This is a genomic window from Mycobacterium asiaticum DSM 44297 (genome assembly GCF_000613245.1).
Classification (GTDB): domain Bacteria; phylum Actinomycetota; class Actinomycetes; order Mycobacteriales; family Mycobacteriaceae; genus Mycobacterium; species Mycobacterium asiaticum.
The window spans coordinates 1,250,730-1,272,566 of record NZ_HG964937.1; the positions used below are offsets into that span (position 1 = coordinate 1,250,730).

The following is a 21,837-nucleotide window of genomic DNA, read 5'->3' on the forward strand; positions in this document are numbered from 1 at the left end:
CGGCGGGGACGGCGGCGCTGGTGGGATCGGCGGGGCGGGCGCAACTGTCGGCAGCGGCGGGACCGGCGGCACCGGCGGTGCGGGCGGGTTGCTGTTCGGCAGCAACGGATCCACCGGCTGAGCGCAGTCCGTCAGAGGGGCCAGCTGTTCGGCTCTGTGGCGTATCGGATTTCCGGTGACGGCGGCAACCGACGCCGCTCGCCGGTGGCGATCGCGTCGATGACCAGCGCGACGTAGCGTCGCCAGCCGTCGCTGCCGGTGTCCATCGTCGACAACACGCTGTAGAGCATCGCGATGAGGCGGGGTAGGTCGTCGGCGACGAGGTCTTCGCGTATCCGGCCGTCCCGCTGGCCGCGCTGGACCAGCTCGTCCAGCGCCTCGTTGAGGGCGTCCGAGACATCGGGCGTCAACGATCCGGCCCGGTGCGCGGCGGCCAGTAAGTGGTGTTCCCGCGCGCCGAGCGCTATCGCCGCCTGTACCAGATCGGTGAGGCCCTGCAGCGGGTCCCGCGCGCGACGGGCGGCTGCGATTGCGGGAGTGAGGTGTTCGGCGATGCTGTGGTCGAGTGCGGCGCGGACCAGCTCGCCCTTGGCGGGGAAGCGGCGATACAAGGTCCGTTCTCCAACCCCGGCCCGACGGGCAACCGCCTCGACGGGGGCGTCCGGGCCGGTCTCGGCGTAGACCTCGCGGGCCGCGCGCAGGATCCGCTCCACGTTGCGCGCCGCATCCGCCCGCAACCGGTGTCGCTCTTCCACCGCGGTCACCGTCACAGCCTAAACGACAGTTGACTGCCAGTATGTCCGGTCCTAGGCTCACATAACTGGCAGCCATCTGACACTTGATGGGAATCACCGGTCATGTCAATCACTTCCGATGTTCGCTCCGAGGCCGACCTCCCGGTCATTCCCGTCCCGCGCGCCGCCCAGTGTCCGCTGGCACCGCCGGCCGAGTTCGTCAGCTGGCGCGACGAACCCGGGTTGCGGAAGGCGATGTATCACGGCCAACCGGCGTGGGTGGTGAGCCGATACCGGGACATCCGGGCGGCGCTGGTCGACCCGCGATTGTCCGCCGACACCATCCCCGATTTCATGAAACCGCAAAACACCGAGAACACCCCGGTGATGTTCGCCCGGGTGGACGATCCCGAGCATCATCGGTTGCGCCGCATGCTGACCGGCAACTTCACCTTCCGCCGCACCGAAGCGATGCGGCCGCAGATTCAGGATCTCGTTGACCACTATCTGACTCAGATGGTCAGCAAGGGGCCACCGGCCGATCTGGTCCGGGAATTCGGCTTGCCGGTGCCCTCGCTGGTGATCGCCCTGCTGCTCGGCGTACCGCCGGAAGACCTCGAGCTGTTCCAGCACCACACCACTGTGGGCCTGGACACCCGAACCAGCGACGAGGAGAAGGCGCAGGCCTTCGGCGCGATGTACGCCTACATTGAGGAGTTGGTGGACCGCAAGCAACACGAACCCGGGGACGATCTGATCAGCCACCTGGTCGTCGATCACGTGGCGACCGGCGAGGTCAACCGCGAGACGGTGGCCATGACCAGTGTGATCATGATGCAGGCCGGCCACGAAACCACCGCCAACATGATCTCGCTGGGAACCGTTGCGCTGCTTGACCATCCGGAGGTATTCCGGCGCCTCGCCCGGACCGACGACCGGACCGTGGTTGCCAATATCGTCGAGGAGCTGATGCGCTACCTGTCTATCGTGCACAGCCAGGTGGATCGGGTGGCCACCGAGGACTTCACGCTGGGCGGCCAACTGATCCGCGCCGGGGACGCGGTCGTGATGAACCTGCCTGCCGGTAACTGGGACACCCAATTCGTCGATCGCCCAGAGGAATTGGATGCCGACCGCAATCCGCGCGGCCACCTGGGTTTCGGCTACGGCGTGCACCAGTGCATCGGTGCCAACCTGGCCCGGGTCGAGATGCAGGTGGCGTTCGCGACGCTGGCCCGCCGCCTGCCCGGGCTGAAGTTGGCGGTGGCCCCGGACCAATTGCAATTCAAGGAATCCGACATTTACGGCATGAAAGAGCTACCGGTCAGCTGGTGAGTGAAGGCATGCGCTTCGACGATCAAGTCGCCGTCATCACCGGTGCCGGCGGCGGTCTCGGCGAACAGTACGCCTTGCTGCTTGCCGCGCGCGGCGCACGCGTGGTCGTCAACGACATCGGCGGATCGGTGACCGGTAAGGGCAACTGCCCCGCCCCCGCGCATGACGTCGCGGCCGCAATCAACCGGCAGGGCGGCCGGGCCGTCGCCGACACCCACAGTGTCACCAGTCCCGAAGGGGGACAGGCGATCGTCGACACCGCCCTGGACACCTGGGGCCGGGTGGACATCCTGATCAACAACGCCGGAATCGTCGGCGACGCGCCGTTCGAGGACATGACGCCGGCCCGCGTGCAACCGTTGGTGGACGTGCACCTCAACGGCGCATTCAACGTGACCAGGCCGGCCTGGAAGGCGATGCGGCGGCAACGCTACGGCCGGGTGCTCAACACCTGCTCGGCCGCCGGGCTGCTGGGCGCGGAGAATATGAGCAATTACGGGGCGGCCAAGACGGGTTTGGTCGGCTTCACCCGGGTGCTCGCCGCCGAAGGCGCCCGCGACGGTATCAAAGTCAATGCCATTGCGCCGATCGCGTTGACCCGGATGTTGACGCACTCCATCGACGGTGCCGACGCACAGGACGACCCGGCCGCGCAGGCCGTCATGGACAACCTTGTCGGACAGTATCTTCGGAGACTGGACCCAGGCCTGGTCGCTCCCGTGGCGGCGTACCTGACGCACCGGGATTGCCGGGTGTCCGGCGAGATCTACACCGTCGGCGCGGGGCACGTCGCGCGCTTCTTCATCGGCCGGACCAGAGGCGTCTACCGGCCCGCGCTGTCGGTCGAGGACGTGCGGGACCAGCTCGACGAGATCCGCGACGAAACCGGCTACACCGTGCCGAGTGGTCCCGCCGACGAGATGAGTGAACTGTTCGCCGTCATCATGAGCAATTGAACGCGATGCCGACGCCGTCCGGCGGTGGCACCGACCGCAGACACCCGTACGGTTGCACGCCGGCGGCGCCGAACCGGGCCGCGGACTGCCGCGCGTAGTTCACGCAGAACACCCCGGCCTGATCCGCCCGGCAGCGGTAATCGTTGAAGGACAACGAGTCACCGTTGGTCAGCTCGGTCCCGGTGCCGGCCAAAAACGGTCCCGGATCCGCCCGAGCCGCCCCGACCCAGAGGTTGGTGCCGTCGAAATCCACCCATCCCGGCTTCCACTCGCCGTACGCCGTTTCCGGCCGGGGTGGCGGGCTGGCCAGCTCCACCAGGCAGGACAGCCCGCCGGGCGTGTGCGCGGTGTCCGTCGTGCAGCGGGTCTTGTTGCCGGGAGCGCTGAACGCGGTGTCGGCGCCCAGCCGGTAGCGGCCCGGATCGGCGGGATGGCCAGCTTCGATCCAGGCGATGACGGCGGCGATGGGTGACCCGGCGCCCGGCGCCGCACCGGCCGGTGGTGGCGTTCCGGTGGCCGCGGCTGCAGTGGTGGTGTGCGGCGTGGTCTGCGTCGGCGCTGGGCCGCCGTCGACAGTGTGTGAGCAGGCGGCGACCAGCACCGAGACGGCGACCAGCGCGGCAATCCGCATCACGACAGGTTAACCGCCCGACAACGGAATTGGGCGCTGCGCACGGCGAGCCGGCAACGCGTCCGCTAACGTCAATTTATGCACGAGCGCATCGTCCGCGCCCGAACCACCGCCGGAACCGTCGAAGGATTCACCCGCGACGGCGTGAATCGCTGGCGCTCCATCCCCTACGCCAGGCCGCCGGTCGGGCCGCTGCGCTACCGCGCGCCCGAGCCCGCCCGCCCCTGGTCCGGCGTGCGGCACTGCCACGGATTCGGCAACTGTGCGCCCCAGCAGCGCCGCTACACCCTGCTCGGCCTGTCCGGTCTGGGCGGCCGATACCAGCCGATGAGCGAGGACTGCCTGACCCTCAACGTGGTCGCGCCCGAGGGTGGGGCCGCCGAACCGCTGCCGGTGATGGTGTTCGTCCACGGCGGCGGCTACATCCTGGGCAGCTCCGCCACGCCGATCTACGACGGCGCCGCCCTGGCCCGGCGCGGCTGCGTGTACGTGTCGGTCAACTACCGGTTGGGCGCGCTCGGGTGCCTGGACCTGTCGTCCCTGTCGACCGCGGACATCACCATCGACAGCAACCTCTACCTGCGCGATCTGGTGCTGGCGCTGCGCTGGGTGCGGGACAACATCGCCCATTTCGGCGGAGACCCCGACAACGTCACCATCTTCGGCGAGAGCGCCGGCGCCCACATCACCGCCACCTTGCTCGCCGTGCCCGCAGCGGCGGGGCTGTTCCACCGGGCGATCTCGGAGAGCCCGGCGGCCGGAATGACCCGTTCGCAGGACGTGGCCGCTGAGTTCGCGACGCGCTTCGCCCACCTGCTCGGCGCGCGCACGCAGGACGCCGCCAGCACCGTCATGCGGGTGTCGGCGGCCCAGCTGGTGGACACCCAGCACCGGCTGATCGAACAAGGCATGGAACAACGGCTGGGCGCCTTCCCGATCGGGCCGGTCTTCGGCGACGACGTTGTCCCGGTCGACCCGGTGGAGGCGATGCGCACCGGCCAGGCCCACCGGGTGCCCCTGATCGTTGGAACCAACGCCGAAGAGGGCCGGTTGTTCACCCGTTTCCTGGGCATGTTGCCGACCAATAAGGCGATGGTGGAAGAGCTGCTGGGCGAGCTGGAACCGGAAGTCCGCGAACGCATCACCGCCGCGTACCCGAAGTACCCGCACCCCTCGGCGTGCATCCAGCTGGGCGGCGACTTCGCGTTCAGCTCCGCGGCCTGGCAGATCGCTGAGGCGCACGGCGTTCACGCCCCCACCTACGTCTACCGCTACGACTTCGCCCCGCGGACGCTGCGGTGGTCGGGTTTCGGCGCCACGCACGCCACGGAACTGTTCGCGGTGTTCGACATCTACCGCACCCGCTTTGGGACGCTGCTGACCGCGGGAGCCGATCGGCGCGCGGCGCTGCGGGTCAGCAACCAGGTGCAACGGCGCTGGCGAGCTTTCAGCCGACACGGCGTACCCGGTGACGACTGGCCGGTGTACACCCACTCCGACCGCGCTGTGCTGGTGATTGACCGCAAGACCCGCGTCGAGTACGACCCGCACCGGCACCGCCGGTTGGCCTGGGATGGTTTCTCCCTCGCACGCTGACCTGGCACGCTGGGTCTCATGGCCCCGCAGACCGGTGAAGACACCGACCACGCGATCGAACGCCCCAGCGACCTCACTCCGGACTGGCTGACCGCCACCGTGCGCGCCGGGACCATCGCCGACTTCACCGCCGAGCGCATCGGCACCGGTCAGATGAGCGAGTGCTACCGCATCGGGCTCAGCTACACCGATAGTGATGCCGGCGGGCCTGCGTCCGTGGTGTTGAAGGTCGCCGCGACCGACCCGGTGAGCCGCCAGACGGGGCTGGCGCTGGGCCTCTACGAGCGCGAAGTCCGCTTCTACCACGACATCGCGCCGCGCCTGGGCGGGGCGATCGCACCGTGCTACCACGCCGCGATCGACATCGCCACCGGCGTGTTCGACCTGCTGCTCGCCGACGCCGGCCAAGCCGTCGTCGGAGACGAAATCAGCGGCGCCACAACCGAACAGGCCTACCTCGCGGTGACCGAGCTGGGACGGCTGCACGGCCCGCTACTGGGCGACGCCGCGCTGGCCGACGCGCCCTGGCTGAATCGGGAATCGCCGCTGAGTCAGGCGATGATCACGCCGTTGTACGCGGGATTCGTCGAGCGTTATGGCGACCAGATCACCCCCGAGCACCGCGAAGTGTGCGAGCGTCTGGTCAGCGCCTTCGACGGCTACGTTGCCGAGCAGGCCGCCCATGAGGGCATCCGAGGCTTGGTGCACGGCGACTTCCGGTTGGACAACCTGCTTTTCGGCACGGCCGAGGACAGCCGGACACTCACGGTGGTCGACTGGCAGACCGTCTCCTGGGGTCCGGCACTCACCGACCTGGCGTACTTCCTGGGGTGTGCGTTGCCGGTTCAGGACCGTCGCGAACACTATGACGCGCTGCTGGAGGCCTACCATCAGGCACTCGGGCCGGACGCACCGCTGAGTCTCGCCCAGGTTCGCGACGGCGTGCGCCGGCAGGGCTTCTTCGGTGTGACGATGGCGATCGTCTCGTCGATGCTCGTCGAACGCACCGAACGCGGTGACCGATTGTTCATGACGATGCTGCAGCGGCACTGCGAACACGTGCTCGACACCGACGGCCTGGCGCTGCTGCCCGCCGCCGCGGCGCCCGAACCACTGCGGCCGGCACCCGAGGACGAACTGTCCCACCCTGCCACCGACGAACCGCTGTGGAGCGAGAGCTGGTATGCCGATTTCGCCGACGCCGCAGAGGGTTTGGCCGGTTGGTTCCGGCTCGGCCTGATCCCCAACCAGCAGACGGCCTGGATCCACGCGCTGCTGTGCGGACCCGAGCTGCCGACCATCGCGGTCGACTACCAGGTGCCGTTGCCCGACGACCCATGGCAAGTGAAGTCGGACGGCATCGAACTCGAGCACTCCGCCGGCGATGCGCTAGGCAGTTACCGCCTCGAACTACGCGGGCTGGGCCAGTCCTATGCGGATCCCTCGGCACTGTTGCGCGGGGAACCGGGGGAGCCGGTCGAGATCGCGATGAACCTGTTGTGGACCACCGACGGCAGCCCGTATCAGTACCGGTTGACCACCCGTTACGAGATCCCGTGCACCGTTTCTGGCACCGTGACCGTCAAACATGCCCGCTATCAAATCAACTCGGTTCCCGGGCAGCGCGATCACTCCTGGGGCGTGCGCGACTGGTGGAGCATGGACTGGATGTGGAGCGCGGTGCATCTCGACGACGGCACCCACCTGCACGGCGTACGGATACAGATCCCGAACACGCCGGCGATCAGCGTGGGCTATGCGCAGGACACCGACGGGACCGTCACTGAACTGAGCCAGGTAGAAGTGCGGGAAGCGTTCGAGCCCAACGGGTTACCGGAAAGCCAGACGCTGGAGCTGCGGCCGGCGGGCATCACCGCGCAGGTTGACATCCACGCGCATGCGCCGGTGCTGCTGACCGCCGTCGACGGCCGGGAAAGCCAATTCCCCCGAGCCTGGGTCACCGTCACCACCGCCGACGGCCGCACTGGCGCGGGTTGGATGGAATGGAACCGCAGCCAGCTCGGACAGCCGCAGTGAGCCCGGCCAGGCCGCCCGTCGTCGTGATGGGCGTTTCTGGCTCAGGCAAATCCACCGTCGGTGCGGCCCTGGCGCGCCGGTTGGGAGTCCCGTTCGAAGACGCCGACCGGCTGCACCCCCAGGCCAATGTCGACAAGATGGCCGCCGGCGAAGCGCTCACCGACGCCGACCGCCACCCCTGGCTGGACCGGGTCGGCGTTTGGCTGTCCAATCACCGCGACGGCGGAGTGATGTGCTGCTCGGCGCTCAAACGCACCTACCGGGACCAGCTGCGCGCCCACTGTGACGGCATCCGGTTTCTGCATCTGCACGGCACACCCGAACTCATCGAAAGCAGGATGGCCGGCAGAACCGGTCACTTCATGCCGGCCTCGCTGCTGCGGTCGCAGTTCGACACGCTGGAACCGCTCGGCCCCGACGAACGAGGCGTGGTGGTCGATTCCGACCAGGGCCGCGACGTCGCGGCCGTCATCGACTTCTTCCTGGCTAACGACCCCACCGCTTGCGACGGCTCTTCAGGTCGCCGAGCTGGTCGTCGAGGCGATCGCGGGCGGTGAAGGCGAGTTCACTGCCCCGGGCGGCCGCCCGGTCGGCGAGTTCGCTGCTGCGGGCCGCGGCCAGATCGGCGAGCTCGCTGCTGCGCGCCGCCGCGCGATCGGCCAATTCGCTGCCCCGGTACCGCGCGGCCTCGGCCAGCTCGAGGCTGCGGGCCTGGGCGGTGTCGGCCAACTTCTTGCTGCGCTTGCGCGCGGCCTTGGCGTAGGGGGCGCCCCGCTCGGCGGCGGTGCTGGCCAGTTCCTCACCGCGCTTGCGGGCCTTCTTGGCGTACGGCGCACTCTTCTCAGCCGCCGTGCTCGCGAGTTCGCGGCCGCGCTCGAGGGCCGCCTCGGCGTAGGGCGCGCTCTTCTCGGCGGCCGTGCTGGCGAGCTCGCGGCCGCGCTCGAGGGCCGCCTCGGCGTACGGTGCGCTCTTCTCGGCGGCCGTGTTGGCGAGTTCCCGGCTGCGCTCGGCGCCGGCCTGCAGGCCGTGCACGATCTTTTCGCCCAGTTCGGAATCCAGCAGGGTGTCACTGGAACCCGGCAGCGCGCCGGACACGCGCTCGGAGAGCCGCTCGGCCGCGCGCCTGCCACGCCACCCCAGCGACGGCTTGCCCGCCGTGTCGGCGGCCGCGATGATCAACCCGCCCAGCAGGCTCACGTCGGCCAGGAACGCGCGCCGCTTCTCGGCCTTGCGCTCCGGGTCGGTTTCGCTCCAAAACATGTGTGCGCCAAGGTTGCCCGGGATCACCGTCAGCGCCAGCGCGGCCGAGGCCACCCGGGGCAGGCGGCCGGCGGCCAGCAGCACCCCGCCGCCGATCTGGACGGCCGCGTTGATCTGAGCGAAGGTCTCGGCGTCCGCGGGAATGCTGCCACTCACCGATTCCGGCAGCGCCTGCAGGCCGCTCACCGTGGGCTGCGCGGCCTGAGCTGCGGGTTTCGGGTTCAGCAGCGCGTCCACTCCCTGGCCGATGAACACTGCGGACAACATGGGTCGGGCGATTCTGCGGATCAACATGGGCGCTGTGTTCCCCGGCCGGCGGGGGCACAAACCCGGTATCCGCGGGTTCGGTCCCCACGGCGATAGGGTGTACGACGTGCGGGCGTTGATCATCGTCGACGTGCAGACAGATTTCTGTGAAGGCGGTGCGCTGCCGGTCACGGGCGGGCGCGCCGTGGCCCGCTCGATCAACGACTACCTGGCCGGACGGCCCGGCTACCAGCACATCGTGGCCACCAAGGACTTCCACATCGATCCCGGCGACCATTTCTCCGACGACCCGGACTACCGCGCCTCGTGGCCGCCGCACTGCCGGGCGGGCAGTCGCGGCGCCGAGTTCGACCGAGATCTCGATACCGCACCCATCGAGGCGGTCTTTCGGAAGGGCGCCTACAGCGCGGGCTACAACGGTTTCGAGGGCGTCGACGACGACGGGACCCCGCTACTGGATTGGCTACGCCACCGCGGCGTCGGGGAGGTGGACGTCGTCGGCATCGCTACCGACCACTGCGTGCGGCAGACCGCGCGGGCCGCGGCCCGCAACGGCCTGGCCACCAGGGTCCTGCTGGACCTCACCGCGGGTGTGTCACCGGACTCGACGGCCCAGGCACTCACGGACATGCAAGCCGCCCACATCGCACTGATCGGAAGTAGCTCATGACGACATCGAATCGGGACGCCCTGCTGGCCGCGGTGGAGCGCTCACCGCAAGCGGTTTCCGCACACGACCGCACCGCATGGGTGGCGGTCTTCACCGACGACGCGCGGGTCGAGGATCCGGTCGGGTCCAGCCCGCACGTCGGACACGACGAGATCTACCGCTTCTACGACACTTTCATCGGTCCGCGCGACATCAAGTTCCATCGCGACCTGGACATCGTGCGCGGGCCCGCCGTGCTGCGCGACCTGCTGTTGGAGGTGGGCATGGCTGGTGGTGTAACCATGCACATACCGGCGTTCCTGCGCTACGACCTGCGCGACGTCGAAGGGGAATGGAAGGTCGCCCACCTGCGGGCCTACTGGGAGTTGCCGGCGATGATGCTGCAATTCCTCAGGACCGGCCCGCGTGCGCTGTCGCCCGGTCTCGGCCTGGCCCGGGGACTGCTCGGCAACCAGGGGCCACGCGGCACCATGGGGTTCATGACCGGCTTCCGCCGGGCCGGCACCCGCCACAAGAAGCTGGTCGCGGATTTCCTGGCGTCGGTCGCCCGGGGTGACAAGCCGGCTGCGGTGGCCGCCTTGTCCTCAACCTGCCCAATAACTTTGGGCGACGACGATCCGCTGGACCTGGCCGAACTCGGCGAACGATTGCGCTCGGTGAGCACCGGCAAGGTGATCGGCGCGGGTTCCAACGTCGTGGTGGGGGTCACCTCCGACCAGGGCCGCGGCATCCTGTTCGCGGATGTGACCCGCCGCGGCGACCAGATCAACGAAATCCGTTACTTCCCAGCCTGATCCGGCCATCAGCCGCCCACCCGGTAATGCCACACCGTGAGCACCAGGGACGCGATCGACAAAGCCAGATACCCGCCCGGGAAGGCGATGTTGTCGAACACCCGCGCCCGCACGTGCACCGCGACAGCGCCGACGAAGTACAACACCAGCCCTGCGGCGGCCGCGATCCCTATCCCATGCAGCCCGAGCAGTCCGACGACCAAGCCGCCGGCCCCGGCGAATTTCAGCGTGGCAAGCGTCGGCAACCACGACCGCGGCACTCCCACGCGGGCCGAATTGGCCAGGACGAACTGGGCGGGCACCAGGTCGGGCAGGGCAACTCCGGCGGTGAGGGCGGCGGTGGTCGATACGACCACCAGATAGGCAATGTTCATCGACGGGGTCATAATGCTGTTCTCTCCTTCTTGCTCGGGCGATCGAGTGGCTCACCTTCACTGACGATCGCTGTGCCGGAAAGGTGACCTCGTGGACCGAACGGACCTCGCGCAACGCTTCGACGCCGACCGTCGCCACCTCAAGGCGGTGGCCTTCCACCTGCTTGGCTCCGCGCCCGACGCCGAGGACGCGGTCCAGTCCGCGTGGCTGAAGGCCAGCCGCGCGGATGCCGCCGGTCAACCCATCGAGAACCTGACCGGGTGGTTCACCACCATCACCGCGCGGGAGGCACTCGATGAGTTGCGGGCGCGCAAGCGACGGCCCGAACGACCGCTGACCGACGCCGATGCGGACCGCTTCGCCGCGCCGGCCGCCGACGACGACGCCCTGCTCGCCGATTCGGTGAGCAGGGCGCTGCTGGTGGTTTCGGAGCGGCTCTCACCGGCGCAACGGGTGGCCTTCGTGTTGCACGACGTGTTCGCGGTCCCGTTCGAGACGATCGCCGAGCTGCTGGACCGATCACCGGCTGCGGCGAAGAAACTGGCCAGCCGCGCACGCGAGCGGGTGCGTCCGGCCGCCGCTGCACGCACCGGGCGGACCGCCGAGCACGTCAAGCTTGTCGAGGCGTTCCTGGCGGCCTCACGGGGCGGCGATATCGACACCCTGCTGCGGCTGCTGGCGCCCGACGCGGTGCGCAGAGTGGACCGCGCCCTGGTGACCGACGCCGTGCCTACCGAGGTGCGCGGCGCGCGGCAGATCGCCGAAGAGACCCGGTCTTTCGCGCGACGCGCGGCGGCCGGTGCCGTCGTGCTGATCGACGGAGCACCCGGCGTCGCGATCACAGTCGCCGGCCGGCTGAAGATCCTGTTGCGTATTGATTTCGGCTCGGACGACCTGATCCACATGATCGACATCACCGCGGACCCCGACCGGCTCCGCAGCGTGAGTCTCACGCTGCCGCATTAGCAATACAGCAAGACCACAGCCGCATGCAGTAGTAAGGACATGACACAGTCGGCCTCACAACCGGTGCCCAGGAGCGGAAGTCCATGTTCGATAACCCAATCGGACGTCGCCGCTTGCTGCGGGGCGCGGGCGCTGTGGCCGCGGCTGCGCTGACTCCTTGGGCGACGGGATGCGCCGCGGACGACGACGCGTTGACGTTCTCCTTCGCGGCGAACCCGGACGAGATCCGGCCCCGCATGCGGGTGGTCAACGAGTTCGCCCGCCGGCACCCCGACATCAAGGTGCGGGCGCTGCTGTCCGGACCCGGCGTGATGCAGCAGTTGTCGACGTTCTGCGCGGGCGGCAAATGCCCCGATGTCCTGATGACCTGGGAGCTGACCTACGCCGAACTGGCCGCCCGCGGAGTGTTGTTGGATCTCGGCACCCTGCTGGCGCGTGATCGGGAGTTCGCCGCGCAACTCAACGCGGACAGTATCGACACGCTGTATCGGACGTTCAGCTTCGACGGCGGCCAGTACGCCCTGCCCGAGCAGTGGTCGGGGAACTATCTCTACTACAACAAGGCCCTGTTCGCCGACGCGGGCTTGCCGCCACCGCCGTCCACCTGGCAGCGCAGCTGGAGCTTCGCTCAATTCCTCGACGCGGCAAGGGCTCTCACCAGAAGGGACGCCTCGGGACGGGTCGCGCAATGGGGTTTCGTCAACGCCTGGGTCTCGTACTATGCGGCCGGACTGTTCGCCATGAACAACGGGGTGCGCTGGGCGACGCCGCGGACCAATCCCACCCGGCTGAGCTTCGGTGACGACGCGTTCATCGAGGCGGTGCAGTTCTACGCCGACCTGATCAACAAGCACAAGGTGTCGCCGAGCACCTCCGACCAACAGTCCATGTCGAACGCGGACCTGTTCGCGGTCGGTAAGGCGGGGATGGCGCTGGGTGGGCACTGGCGCTACCAGACCTTCGACCGGGCCGATGGACTGGATTTCGATGTGGCGCCACTGCCGTTGGGGCCGCGCGGACGGGTGGCCTGCTCCAACATCGGCGTCACCGGTCTGGCCATCGCCTCCTCCAGCCGGCACCGCGAACAGGCATGGGAATTTGTGAAATTCGCGACTGGACCCGTCGGGCAGGCCGTCATCGCCGAGTCGAGGCTGTTCGTCCCGGTGCTGCGCTCGGCGCTGCGCTCCGACGGATTCGCCCGCGCCCACACCAGGATCGGCAACCTGGCCGTACTCACCGATGGGCCGCTGGTTTCCGAAGGCATGCCGATCACCCCGGCGTGGGAGAAGGTGCTCGCCCTGATGGACCGTAACTTCGGTCCGGTGCTGCGGGGCGCGCGGCCGGCGACCACGCTGACCGGCTTGTCGCGAGCTGTCGAGGAGGTGCTGCGGAACCCATGACGGCACTGGACGCGTCCCGCCCGGCGGCCGGACGAACCCACCCCTCGCGTCGGCGAGCCTGGGCCGGGCGGATATTCGTCGCACCGAACCTGGCCGCGGTCATGGTGTTCATGCTCTTTCCGCTGGGCTTCTCGCTCTACATGAGCCTGCAGCGGTGGGACGTGTTCACGCCGCCGAAGTTCGTGGGCGGAGCCAACTTCGGCCGATTGCTCACTTCGGACCCGCTGTTTCTGATCGCGATGCGCAACACCGTTGTCTACACGGTGGGCACCGTGCTGCCGACCGTGCTCATCAGTTTGGTGGTTGCCGGCATGCTGAACCGAAAGATGCGCGGCATCAGCATCTTTCGCACCATAGTCTTCCTTCCGCTGGCCATCTCGTCGGTGGTGATGGCGGTGGTCTGGCAGTTCGTGTTGAACACCGACAACGGGTTGCTCAACATCATGCTCGGTTGGTTCGGGATCGGTCCGATACCGTGGCTGGTCGAACCCCGCTGGGCGATGTTCTCGCTGTGCATGGTCAGCGTCTGGCGCAGCGTCCCATTCGCGACGGTGGTGCTGCTGGCGGCGATGCAGGGAGTGCCCGAGACGGTCTACGAGGCGGCCAGAATCGATGGCGCGGGGGAGATCCGGCAGTTCGTGTCGATCACGGTGCCACTGATCCGCGGCGCACTGTCGTTCGTGGTGGTCATCTCGATCATTCACGCGTTCCAGTCCTTCGACCTGGTCTACGTGCTCAGCGGCTCGAACGGCGGGCCGGAAACCGCCACCTACGTCCTGGGCATCATGCTGTTCCAGCACGCATTCAACTTCCTGGAGTTCGGTTACGCCTCCGCGCTGGCCTGGGTGATGTTCGCCATCCTGCTGGTGTTGACGGTGCTGCAGCTGCGGATCACCCGGCGGCGCTCCTGGGAGGCTTCCCGTGGGCTCGGCTGATCCCGCCATGCGGCGCAACATCGTTCGGGCCGCCGCGCTCTACGCCGGACTGCTTGTCATCGCCTGGTGCGCGCTGTTTCCCATTTTGTGGGCGCTGTCCGGGTCGCTGAAGAAGGAAGGCGAGATCAGCGAGCCGAAATTGCTGCCGTCCAGTCCGCAATGGTCGAACTACGCCGCCGTATTCGACCTGATGCCGTTCTGGCGGATGTTCTTCAACACCGTGCTGTACGCCGGATGCGTCACGGCCGGCCAGGTCTTCTTCTGCTCGCTGGCCGGATACGCGTTCGCGCGGTTGGACTTTCGCGGCCGCGACACGCTGTTCCTGTTATATCTGGGCACGTTGATGGTGCCGCTGACGGTGACGGTAATCCCGCAGTTCATCCTGATGCGCACCGTGGGTTGGGTGGACACGCCGTGGGCGATGATCGTTCCGGGTCTGTTCGGCAGCGCGTTCGGCACCTACCTGATGCGGCAGTTCTTTGCCACGTTGCCCGCCGACCTCGAGGAGGCCGCGATCCTGGACGGTTGCTCACCCTGGCAGATCTACTGGCGCATCCTGCTGCCGCACGCGCGACCGGCGGTGCTGGTGCTGGCGGTGCTGACCTGGGTCAACGTGTGGAACGATTTCCTGTGGCCGCTGTTGATGATTCAGCGCAACAGCCTGGCCACCCTGACGCTGGGGCTGGTCCGGCTGCGCGGGGAGTACGTGGCCCGCTGGCCGGTGCTGATGGCGGCGTCCATGCTGATCCTGCTGCCGCTGGTGTTGATCTATGCGGTGGCTCAGCGCTCGTTTGTTCGCGGTATCGTCGTGACGGGGCTTGGCGGCTAGCGGTATGGCTTCAGTGACTTTCGAAGGGGCGACCCGGCGCTATCCCGGCACCGACCGGCCCGCGCTGGACGGCCTCGACCTGGACGTCGGCGACGGCGAGTTCGTGGTGTTGGTCGGGCCGTCCGGGTGCGGCAAGACGACATCGCTGCGGATGGTGGCCGGCCTGGAGACCCTGGATTCCGGCGCAATCCGCATCGGCGAACGCGACGTCACCAACGCCGAGCCCAAGCACCGCGACGTCGCGATGGTGTTCCAGAACTACGCCCTCTACCCACACATGACAGTGGCCCAGAACATGGGATTCGCACTGCAGGTGGCGAAGATGCCCAAATCTGAGATCCGCCAACGGGTGCTGGCTGCCGCGCAGATGCTGGATCTGGAGCGGCACTTGAACCGCAAGCCGAAGGACCTGTCCGGCGGGCAACGACAACGGGTGGCCATGGGCCGCGCGATCGTCCGGCGCCCGCAGGTGTTCCTGATGGACGAGCCGCTGTCAAATCTGGATGCCAAGTTGCGCGTGCAGACGCGCAACCAGATCGCCGCGCTGCAACGCCAACTCGGCACCACCACGGTGTATGTCACGCACGACCAAGTCGAGGCGATGACCATGGGTGACCGGGTCGCCGTCCTGTGCGACGGCGTGCTGCAACAGTGCGCGACGCCGCGAGAGTTGTACCGCAACCCGGGCAACGTGTTCGTCGCGGGCTTCATCGGATCACCGGCGATGAACCTTTTCACCGTGCCAATCGCCGAGTCGAGGGTGTCCCTCGGCGATTGGGTGATCCAGCTACCACGCGAGATCGCCGACAGCGCCGCCGAGATCGTCGTCGGGGTCCGGCCCGAGCACTTTGAGGTGGGCAGCGTCGGCGTCGAGATGGAGGTCGACGTCGTCGAGGAACTCGGGGCCGACGCATACCTCTACGGCCGCATCACCGGGTCGGACACCCTGATCAGCAAGCCGGTCATCGCGCGCACCGACGGCCACGATCCGCCCGGCAAGGGCAGCCGGGTGCGGCTGCATCCCCAGCCGGGGCGGCTGCACTTCTTCGGCGTGGACGGGCTCCGTAAAGGGCTCCGTAAAGGGTGAGTAAAGCCTGAGCCTGCCTGCGAGAGTGAACTTTACGACGCTGCCGCGGCGTGTCCCGTCGTGAAATGCACACTCGGCGAGAACGATTGCCGGGTGATTGATCGCTATGGAACCGACGTGCTGGCCGGGGGAGGGCGACGCAAACCCCGCTCGGTCGAGCACCCCGTCGAGATCGGCATGGTCGTCGAGGACGCGCAGACCGGATATGTGGGGGCCGTCGTGCGCGTCGAATACGGGCGCGTCGACCTCGAAGACCGGCACGGCAAAACCCGCGGTTTCCCGCTGGGTCCGGGATACCTCCTGGACGGCGAGCCCGTCATCCTCACCCCACCGAGCCGCAAGGCCTCCGCTGCGGCCGCCCGGACCGCGTCCGGCTCGGTGGCGGTGCCCGGTGCGCGGGCCAGAGTCGCCCGCGCCAGCCGCATCTACGTCGAGGGGCGCCACGACGCCGAACTCATCGCGCAGGTATGGGGTGAAGACCTGAAGCTCGAAGGGGTCGTGGTCGAGTACCTCGGCGGCGTCGACGACCTGGTCGGCATCGTCGAGAAATTCCGGCCCGGCCCGGGGTGCCGGCTGGGCGTGCTGGTCGACCACCTGGTTGCCGGGTCCAAGGAATCGCGGATCGCCGATGCGGTGCGACGGGGACCCGGCGGCGCTGACACGCTGATCGTCGGTCACCCGTACGTGGACATCTGGCAGGCCGTCAAACCGCAGCGGCTCGGCCTGCGGGCCTGGCCGCGGGTGCCGCGACACATCGAGTGGAAACACGGGGTGTGCCAGGCGCTGGGCTGGCCGCACGCCGACCAGGCCGACATCGCCCGCGCATGGCAGCGGATCAGGTCCGCGGTCCGCGACTGGAACGATGTGGAACCGGCGCTGATCGGACGGGTCGAAGAGCTGATCGACTTTGTGACGGCGCCCCCCGGATAGCTGTGGCGTACGTCACCGTCACGTTCGCGGCCGCGTCGGTCACCAACTCCTCAGAACACCCATTCGCCTGGAAAATTGGAGGAAGTCCATGACCGACGCGCTCGTCATCGATGCTGAGGGTCTCGACCGCCTGTCGTGTAACGCCAAGGCCGACCCGACCACCGGCAAGAAGACGCTGAAGGCCAAGACGGTCAGTGAGTCCGGGTTCCGCAACATGACTTACGTGCGCGACCTGGCGCCCATGCTGGTCGGCGAGCCGCCTGCGCTGCTGGGCGACGACTCCGCCCCCAACCCCTCCGAGACCTGCCTGGCGGCGCTTGGATCGTGCATCTCGGTCGGTCTGCTGGCCAACGCCACGCACCGGGGCGTGCGGCTGACCAAGATCGAGGTCGAGATGGAGGGTGACATCGACATCTCCGCGGTGTGGGGTGTCGGCGACACTCCCGACGACAAGGTGCTGGGCTTCACCGACATCCGCTGCAAGGTGACCTTGGCCGGTGACGCCGACGACGCGACCCTGCAGGAGATTCACGACAACGCGATCGCGTGGTCGCCCGTGGTGAATACATTCAGGCGGCCCGTAACGGTCGACTCAGCACTCACCATCGGCTAGGGATAGCACGGTGACCCCAACCACGACGATCGACGCCGCGGTGAGCCTCGTCGATTCGGATTTGCTGGCCGACATCCGCGCGCACGCCGGTGCGCTGGACCGCGGCGAGAACACCACCCGACGCAGCTTTGCCAACCTGGGCGAGGCCGGTCTGCTCGGCCTGGGAGCGCCCGCCAACCGCGACGGCGGGCTCCCAGCGATGGCCGAGGTGATCCGGTTGATCTCCGGGGATTGCATGAGCACTGGGTTCTCGATATGGGCCAACCGGATGACGATCGAGTATCTGCTGACCGCGGCGACCGAATTCAGCTTGGCCGCCGCCCAGCCGCTGCTAGCCGGCACGTCGTTGGGCGTTACCGGGATGGCGGCGGCCTTCAAGGAGCTGGCCGGTTGCGGCGAACTGGAACTCGCCGCCACCCGGGTGGACGGCGGCTACCAGGTCAGCGGGCCGATCCGGTGGGCCAGCAACCTGCACCACGACTCGTTGCTGGTCACCGCGGCACGCACCGACGACGGGCAGCAGGTCATCCTCGCGCTGCCGCTGGGCACTCCCGGGGTCAAGGTCGGTGACCACTTCAAGCTGCTCGCCATGGACAGCACCGCGTCGTCGTTCCTGAACCTGCAGGACGCGTTCGTCCCCGACGAGCAAGTGCTGACCACGGAATTCGAGCAGTTCCTCGGCGCGGTCCGGCCCACCTTCCTGGTGCTGCAGTCGGCGATGTGCGTCGGCCTGGCTCAAACCGCGGTGCAGCACGCCAGAAGCGGGCTAACGGGTGTGAACGCGGTATTCGCCGATGAGCTCGAGGCGGTGGCCCGTCGGCTGGCGGCGGTGGAAACCACGCTGGCCAGCGCCGCCCGCTCGGTCGGGGGACAACGACCGCCCGGCAAGAAGGACCTGCTGTCCCTGCGCCTCGGCGCGGCCGAAATCGCCGGCGCCAGCGCGGATCTCGAGATTCGCACCGCCGGCGGGAAGGGCTACGCGAGCAAAACTCCAGCCAGCCGGCGCTACCGCGAGGCCGCGTTCATCCCGGTGCAGTCGCCGTCGGAAGCCCAATTGCGTTGGGAACTGGGGCGGGCGTCGCAAGAGTGACTCCGGCGGTGGCGCCGCTCGAGGGCTTGGAACCCGAGCATTCGGTCGGTGGAATTCCGCTGGCCAGCCTGGTGCGCGACTTCCACCTGCCGATGGTCAAGTTCGCCCGCACCATCGTGAGCTCCCCGACGGTGGCGGAGGAGGCCGTACAGGAGGCGTGGCTGCAGGTCCTCAAGTCCGCCGAGACGTTCGAGGGACGCTCCTCGGTGGCCACCTGGCTGTTTGGGATCGTCAAGCACACCGCGTCCCGGCACCGGCGACGCGAGGTGCGGATCCGCCGCCACGAGGTGCTGGCCACCGAGGATGTCGACCCGCTGGCCGGGCGGATGCATCCGCCCGGCCATCCCGACGCCGGTCACTGGAGCGTGCCACCGTCTCGCCGCTTCCTACCCGAAGACCAAACCGTGGCAAGGGAATTGGTGGAATACGTGCGCGCTGCGGTGGAGAAGCTGCCGGTGCGCCAGCGTCAGTTGATCATCCTGCGGGATCTGGTCGGGACGTCGTCTGAAGAGGCCGCCGAGATCCTGGAATTGTCCGCCGATGCGCAGCGGGCACTGCTGTATCGCGCGCGCGGAAACCTTCGAAACGAACTGGAAAGGCGGTATCGACAGTGACCGTCTCCGACAACACCGTTCCGGCGATCGACTGCGTCGAGTTCGTCCAACTGGTCGACGATCTGGTCCAGTCCGACCCGCAACAGTGGGGTGCGATCGTCGACAAGCACCTCGCAGACTGCCCGCCGTGCCTGGTTTACCTGCAGCAGATGCTGGACCTGAAAGTCCTGCTCAATTACATCGGCGACCGGGACAGGTTGACCGGCGCCACCGTCGCGGGCGTCCTGGAGACACTGCAGGGCCTGCAGACGGGTGGTGGCGCCTAGTTCCGGCGGCAGCGCCTGAATTCTGGTGGCCGGATTTCCGGGCTTGGGCCACTTTCCCTGCGGTACAACGACATTGTCGCTACAAGTCGGGCAAAACGCCACATGCCCCGCCCGGAGATTAGGGTCCAACGGCCCTGACCCCAGAACATCCGGGTCTCGTAGGATCGCTGCATGTCAGGTGAAGCGACGAAGTACGGGGTCCTGGTCGGCGTCGACGGGTCCGCGGAATCGGCGAGGGCGGTCGCGTGGGCGGCCCGGGAAGCCGCCCTACGCCACGTGCCGCTGAACCTTCTGCACGCGGTCACCCCGGTGGTGGTCGGCTGGCCGGTGGGCAGGCTCTACGAGGAGATGCCCGACTGGCAGAAAGACAACGCGGAGCGGGTCATCGCCCAGGCCCGCGAGGCAGCGGCCACCGCGCTGGGAGGTTCCGACACGACGCCGGTGCATGACGAGACCGTCTACGCCAACGCGGTGTCTATCCTGATCGAGGCGTCGGCAGAGGCCCAGATGGTCGTCGTGGGCAGCCAGGGGCTGGGTGCGCTGGGGCGGATGTTGCTGGGCTCGGTGAGCTCGTCACTGGCTCAGCACGCGAATTGTCCGGTGGCAGTGATCCATTCGGCTGACGGTGCCGAGCCCGATCCCGCCGCTCCCGTCCTGGTGGGTATCGACGGATCACCGCTGTCGGAAGCCGCCACCGCGTTCGCCTTCGACGAGGCCTCCCGCCGGGGCGTCGATTTGGTCGCTCTGCACGCCTGGAGCGATGTCGGGGTGTTCCCGGTGCTCGGCATGGATTGGCATGACCGTGAAAGCGAAGGCCAGGAAGTGCTCGCCGAGCGCCTGGCGGGCTGGCAGGAGCGCTACCCGGACGTCCATGTGCAGCGCTCGCTGGTCTGCGATACGCCGGCAAAGTGGCTGCTGGACGCCGCCGAACGGGCCCAGCTGGTGGTCGTGGGCAGCCGTGGCCGCGGAGGATTCGACGCCATGCTGCTGGGATCGGTCAGTTCCGTTGTGGTGCACTCGGCGAAGATTCCGGTGGTCGTGGTCCGCTCCTGAAGAACAGACCTCCGTCGAAAAAGGCCTTTGGTCCTTTCCGGTAAGGGCTTTCGACCGGCGCGATCGGTGCCCCGCATCTCCGATCATGAGACTCATGACCTATGTGATCGGCAAGGAATGCGTTGACGTAGTAGAGAAATCCTGCATGCAGGAGTGCCCGGTGGACTGCATCTACGAGGGCGCCCGCAGCATGTACATCAACCCCGACGAGTGCGTCGACTGCGGTGCCTGCAAACTTGCGTGCCGGGTCGAGGCCATCTACTGGGAAGGCGACCTGCCCGAGCAAGAACTCGTGCACCTCGCCGACAATGCCGCCTTCTTCGAGCAGGTACTGCCCGGCCGGGACGCACCGCTGGGGACACCCGGCGGTGCCTCCATCGTCGGCCGAATCGGCGTCGACACCTCCATGGTCGCCGCGATGCCGGCCAACCAAAGCTCTAAACACCGCCCCGAAAACGGCTAGGAGGAACGCGAAATGAGTGCCACCGCATCAGTAAACGCGAAAAGTCTCGGTGTTCTCGTCGGGGTTGACGGCTCTCCCGCATCCAACGCCGCCGTGGTGTGGGCGACGCGGTCCGCCGAGCTGCGGAACCTCCCGCTGACCCTGGTCCACGTGGTGAACACCGATGTGGCGACCTGGCCGCCGATGCCGTACCCCGACACCTGGGCCCTGTGGCAGGAAGATCAGGGCCGCAAGGTCCTCACCGAGTCGGTCAAAATCGCCCGGGAGGCGGCCCTGAGCGACCGGAGACTCACCATCCACAGCGAACTGGTCTATGCCACTCCGGTATCCACCATCGTCGAAATGTCAAAGGAAGCACAGCTTTTGGTAGTGGGGTCGTCCGGGCGCGGCGCCGTGGCGCGGCTGTTGCTCGGATCGGTCAGCTCCAGCGTGGTCCGGCACGCCGGTTGCCCCGTCGCGGTAATCCACGACGAGGACCCGCTGATGCCGGAGCCACTGCGGGCGCCGGTGCTGCTGGGCATCGATGGTTCGCCGGCTTCGGAGTTGGCGACAGCGGTCGCCTTCGACGAGGCCTCGCGTCGCGGGGTCGAGCTGATCGCGCTGCACGCTTGGAGCGACCTCGAGCTGGTCGAACTTCCCGGCCTGAACTGGGACAACGTGAAGACCGAAGCCGAAATGAGTCTGGCCGAGCGGCTGGCGGGCTGGCAGGAACGCTATCCCGACGTCACGGTGCGACGCGTCGTGGTCTGCGATCGGCCCGCGCGCCAGCTGGTGGCGCGTTCGGAGTCGGCTCAGTTGGTCGTCGTCGGCAGCCACGGGCGTGGGGCACTCTCCAGCGTGCTGCTGGGTTCAGTGAGCAACGCGGTCGTGCATTCGGCCCGCATGCCGGTGATCGTCGCGCGGGCGTCCCAAGATTGAAAACCGCCGTCCTGGGAA

The 21,837-nt window shown here is 68.0% G+C and carries 24 protein-coding genes and 1 pseudogene; 21 read left to right on the forward strand and 4 right to left on the reverse strand.

Translation table 11 applies throughout. The annotated features are described in order from the left end of the window. A pseudogene (locus BN972_RS30480) lies at positions 1–118 on the forward strand (hypothetical protein); the annotation flags it as partial. A gap of 13 nt (positions 119–131) precedes the next feature. Here the strand turns inward: BN972_RS30480 and BN972_RS16135 are convergent. After that, complete coding sequence (locus BN972_RS16135) at positions 132–764, reverse strand: TetR/AcrR family transcriptional regulator (RefSeq protein WP_036361051.1); 633 nt, start codon at positions 762–764, stop codon at positions 132–134. A gap of 93 nt (positions 765–857) precedes the next feature. Here BN972_RS16135 and BN972_RS16140 point away from each other — a divergent pair, with 93 nt between their 5' ends. Together BN972_RS16140 and BN972_RS16145 are read left to right on the forward strand one after the other, a co-directional pair. After that, positions 858–2,069, forward strand: a complete 1,212-nt coding sequence (locus BN972_RS16140; RefSeq protein WP_036359713.1) for a cytochrome P450 — start codon at positions 858–860, stop codon at positions 2,067–2,069. Positions 2,070–2,077: 8 nt separating this feature from the next. Then, entirely contained in the window at positions 2,078–3,025 is a 948-nt protein-coding gene (locus BN972_RS16145) for an SDR family NAD(P)-dependent oxidoreductase (protein WP_036361053.1), read from the forward strand. Here the strand turns inward: BN972_RS16145 and BN972_RS16150 are convergent. Next, entirely contained in the window at positions 3,012–3,656 is a 645-nt protein-coding gene (locus tag BN972_RS16150; protein ID WP_036359716.1) for a hypothetical protein, read from the reverse strand. The two genes, BN972_RS16145 and BN972_RS16150, sit on opposite strands and share 14 nt — an antisense overlap. 78 nt (positions 3,657–3,734) lie before the next feature. Here BN972_RS16150 and BN972_RS16155 point away from each other — a divergent pair, with 78 nt between their 5' ends. Genes BN972_RS16155 through BN972_RS16165 form a run of 3 tightly spaced genes read left to right on the forward strand, consistent with a single transcriptional unit; the run spans position 3,735 to position 7,846 of the window. Next, on the forward strand, positions 3,735–5,252 hold the full coding sequence (locus BN972_RS16155; protein WP_036359718.1) for a carboxylesterase/lipase family protein: 1,518 nt from the start codon (positions 3,735–3,737) through the stop codon (positions 5,250–5,252). Between the two features lie 18 nt (positions 5,253–5,270). Continuing rightward, positions 5,271–7,289, forward strand: a complete 2,019-nt coding sequence (locus tag BN972_RS16160; RefSeq protein ID WP_036359721.1) for a DUF7064 domain-containing protein — start codon at positions 5,271–5,273, stop codon at positions 7,287–7,289. Further along, positions 7,256–7,846 carry a gluconokinase gene (locus BN972_RS16165; RefSeq protein WP_051545513.1) on the forward strand — a complete coding sequence of 197 codons (591 nt, stop codon included), beginning with the start codon at positions 7,256–7,258 and terminating at the stop codon, positions 7,844–7,846. Before BN972_RS16160 ends, BN972_RS16165 begins: the two co-directional genes overlap by 34 nt. Here BN972_RS16165 and BN972_RS16170 read toward each other — a convergent pair. Then, entirely contained in the window at positions 7,776–8,843 is a 1,068-nt protein-coding gene (locus BN972_RS16170) for a DoxX family protein (RefSeq protein WP_036359724.1), read from the reverse strand. The genes BN972_RS16165 and BN972_RS16170 overlap by 71 nt on opposite strands. A 79-nt stretch (positions 8,844–8,922) precedes the next feature. On the opposite strand from BN972_RS16170, the gene pncA reads away from it, so the two are divergent. Further along, on the forward strand, positions 8,923–9,486 hold the full coding sequence (gene pncA / locus BN972_RS16175) for a pyrazinamidase PncA (RefSeq protein ID WP_036361058.1): 564 nt from the start codon (positions 8,923–8,925) through the stop codon (positions 9,484–9,486). Continuing rightward, on the forward strand, positions 9,483–10,280 hold the full coding sequence (locus BN972_RS16180) for a nuclear transport factor 2 family protein (protein WP_036359727.1): 798 nt from the start codon (positions 9,483–9,485) through the stop codon (positions 10,278–10,280). The genes pncA and BN972_RS16180 overlap by 4 nt, the downstream gene beginning before the upstream one ends. A gap of 8 nt (positions 10,281–10,288) precedes the next feature. On the opposite strand, the gene BN972_RS16185 is transcribed toward BN972_RS16180, so the two are convergent. Next, a complete protein-coding gene (locus tag BN972_RS16185) occupies positions 10,289–10,654 on the reverse strand; it encodes a DoxX family protein (RefSeq protein ID WP_036361061.1) in 366 nt (121 codons plus the stop codon). Between the two features lie 91 nt (positions 10,655–10,745). Between BN972_RS16185 and BN972_RS16190 the strand changes: the two genes are divergently transcribed. The 13 genes from BN972_RS16190 to BN972_RS16250 all read left to right on the forward strand — a co-directional run bounded on the left by BN972_RS16190 (position 10,746) and on the right by BN972_RS16250 (position 21,819). Further along, the gene (locus tag BN972_RS16190; protein ID WP_036359731.1) at positions 10,746–11,621 is read left to right on the forward strand and encodes a sigma-70 family RNA polymerase sigma factor; all 876 of its coding nucleotides are present in this window, start codon (positions 10,746–10,748) and stop codon (positions 11,619–11,621) included. 83 nt (positions 11,622–11,704) lie between these two features. After that, positions 11,705–13,021, forward strand: coding sequence for an ABC transporter substrate-binding protein (locus tag BN972_RS16195; RefSeq protein ID WP_036359734.1), 1,317 nt, complete (start codon positions 11,705–11,707; stop codon positions 13,019–13,021). Next, positions 13,018–13,956, forward strand: coding sequence for a carbohydrate ABC transporter permease (locus tag BN972_RS16200; RefSeq protein ID WP_036359736.1), 939 nt, complete (start codon positions 13,018–13,020; stop codon positions 13,954–13,956). Before BN972_RS16195 ends, BN972_RS16200 begins: the two co-directional genes overlap by 4 nt. Before the next feature lie 7 nt (positions 13,957–13,963). Next, on the forward strand, positions 13,964–14,785 hold the full coding sequence (locus BN972_RS16205) for a carbohydrate ABC transporter permease (RefSeq protein ID WP_083042014.1): 822 nt from the start codon (positions 13,964–13,966) through the stop codon (positions 14,783–14,785). A gap of 4 nt (positions 14,786–14,789) precedes the next feature. Further along, on the forward strand, positions 14,790–15,872 hold the full coding sequence (locus BN972_RS16210; RefSeq protein ID WP_036359743.1) for an ABC transporter ATP-binding protein: 1,083 nt from the start codon (positions 14,790–14,792) through the stop codon (positions 15,870–15,872). Positions 15,873–15,965: 93 nt separating this feature from the next. Then, positions 15,966–16,802: a DUF3097 family protein gene (locus BN972_RS16215; protein WP_036361063.1), complete on the forward strand. Its 837-nt coding sequence runs from the start codon at positions 15,966–15,968 to the stop codon at positions 16,800–16,802. Positions 16,803–16,890: 88 nt separating this feature from the next. Further along, complete coding sequence (locus tag BN972_RS16220) at positions 16,891–17,415, forward strand: OsmC family protein (protein WP_036359746.1); 525 nt, start codon at positions 16,891–16,893, stop codon at positions 17,413–17,415. A 10-nt stretch (positions 17,416–17,425) separates the two neighbouring features. Next, complete coding sequence (locus BN972_RS16225) at positions 17,426–18,505, forward strand: acyl-CoA dehydrogenase family protein (protein ID WP_036359749.1); 1,080 nt, start codon at positions 17,426–17,428, stop codon at positions 18,503–18,505. After that, on the forward strand, positions 18,502–19,119 hold the full coding sequence (locus BN972_RS16230) for an RNA polymerase sigma factor (RefSeq protein ID WP_051545515.1): 618 nt from the start codon (positions 18,502–18,504) through the stop codon (positions 19,117–19,119). Before BN972_RS16225 ends, BN972_RS16230 begins: the two co-directional genes overlap by 4 nt. Then, positions 19,116–19,385 carry a hypothetical protein gene (locus tag BN972_RS16235; RefSeq protein ID WP_036359752.1) on the forward strand — a complete coding sequence of 90 codons (270 nt, stop codon included), beginning with the start codon at positions 19,116–19,118 and terminating at the stop codon, positions 19,383–19,385. The genes BN972_RS16230 and BN972_RS16235 overlap by 4 nt, the downstream gene beginning before the upstream one ends. 171 nt (positions 19,386–19,556) lie before the next feature. After that, a complete protein-coding gene (locus BN972_RS16240) occupies positions 19,557–20,438 on the forward strand; it encodes a universal stress protein (protein WP_036359755.1) in 882 nt (293 codons plus the stop codon). A gap of 94 nt (positions 20,439–20,532) precedes the next feature. Then, positions 20,533–20,901, forward strand: a complete 369-nt coding sequence (fdxA, locus tag BN972_RS16245; protein WP_036359758.1) for a ferredoxin — start codon at positions 20,533–20,535, stop codon at positions 20,899–20,901. Between the two features lie 12 nt (positions 20,902–20,913). Then, positions 20,914–21,819, forward strand: a complete 906-nt coding sequence (locus BN972_RS16250) for a universal stress protein (RefSeq protein ID WP_036359761.1) — start codon at positions 20,914–20,916, stop codon at positions 21,817–21,819. The last annotated feature ends 18 nt before the right edge of the window (positions 21,820–21,837 follow it).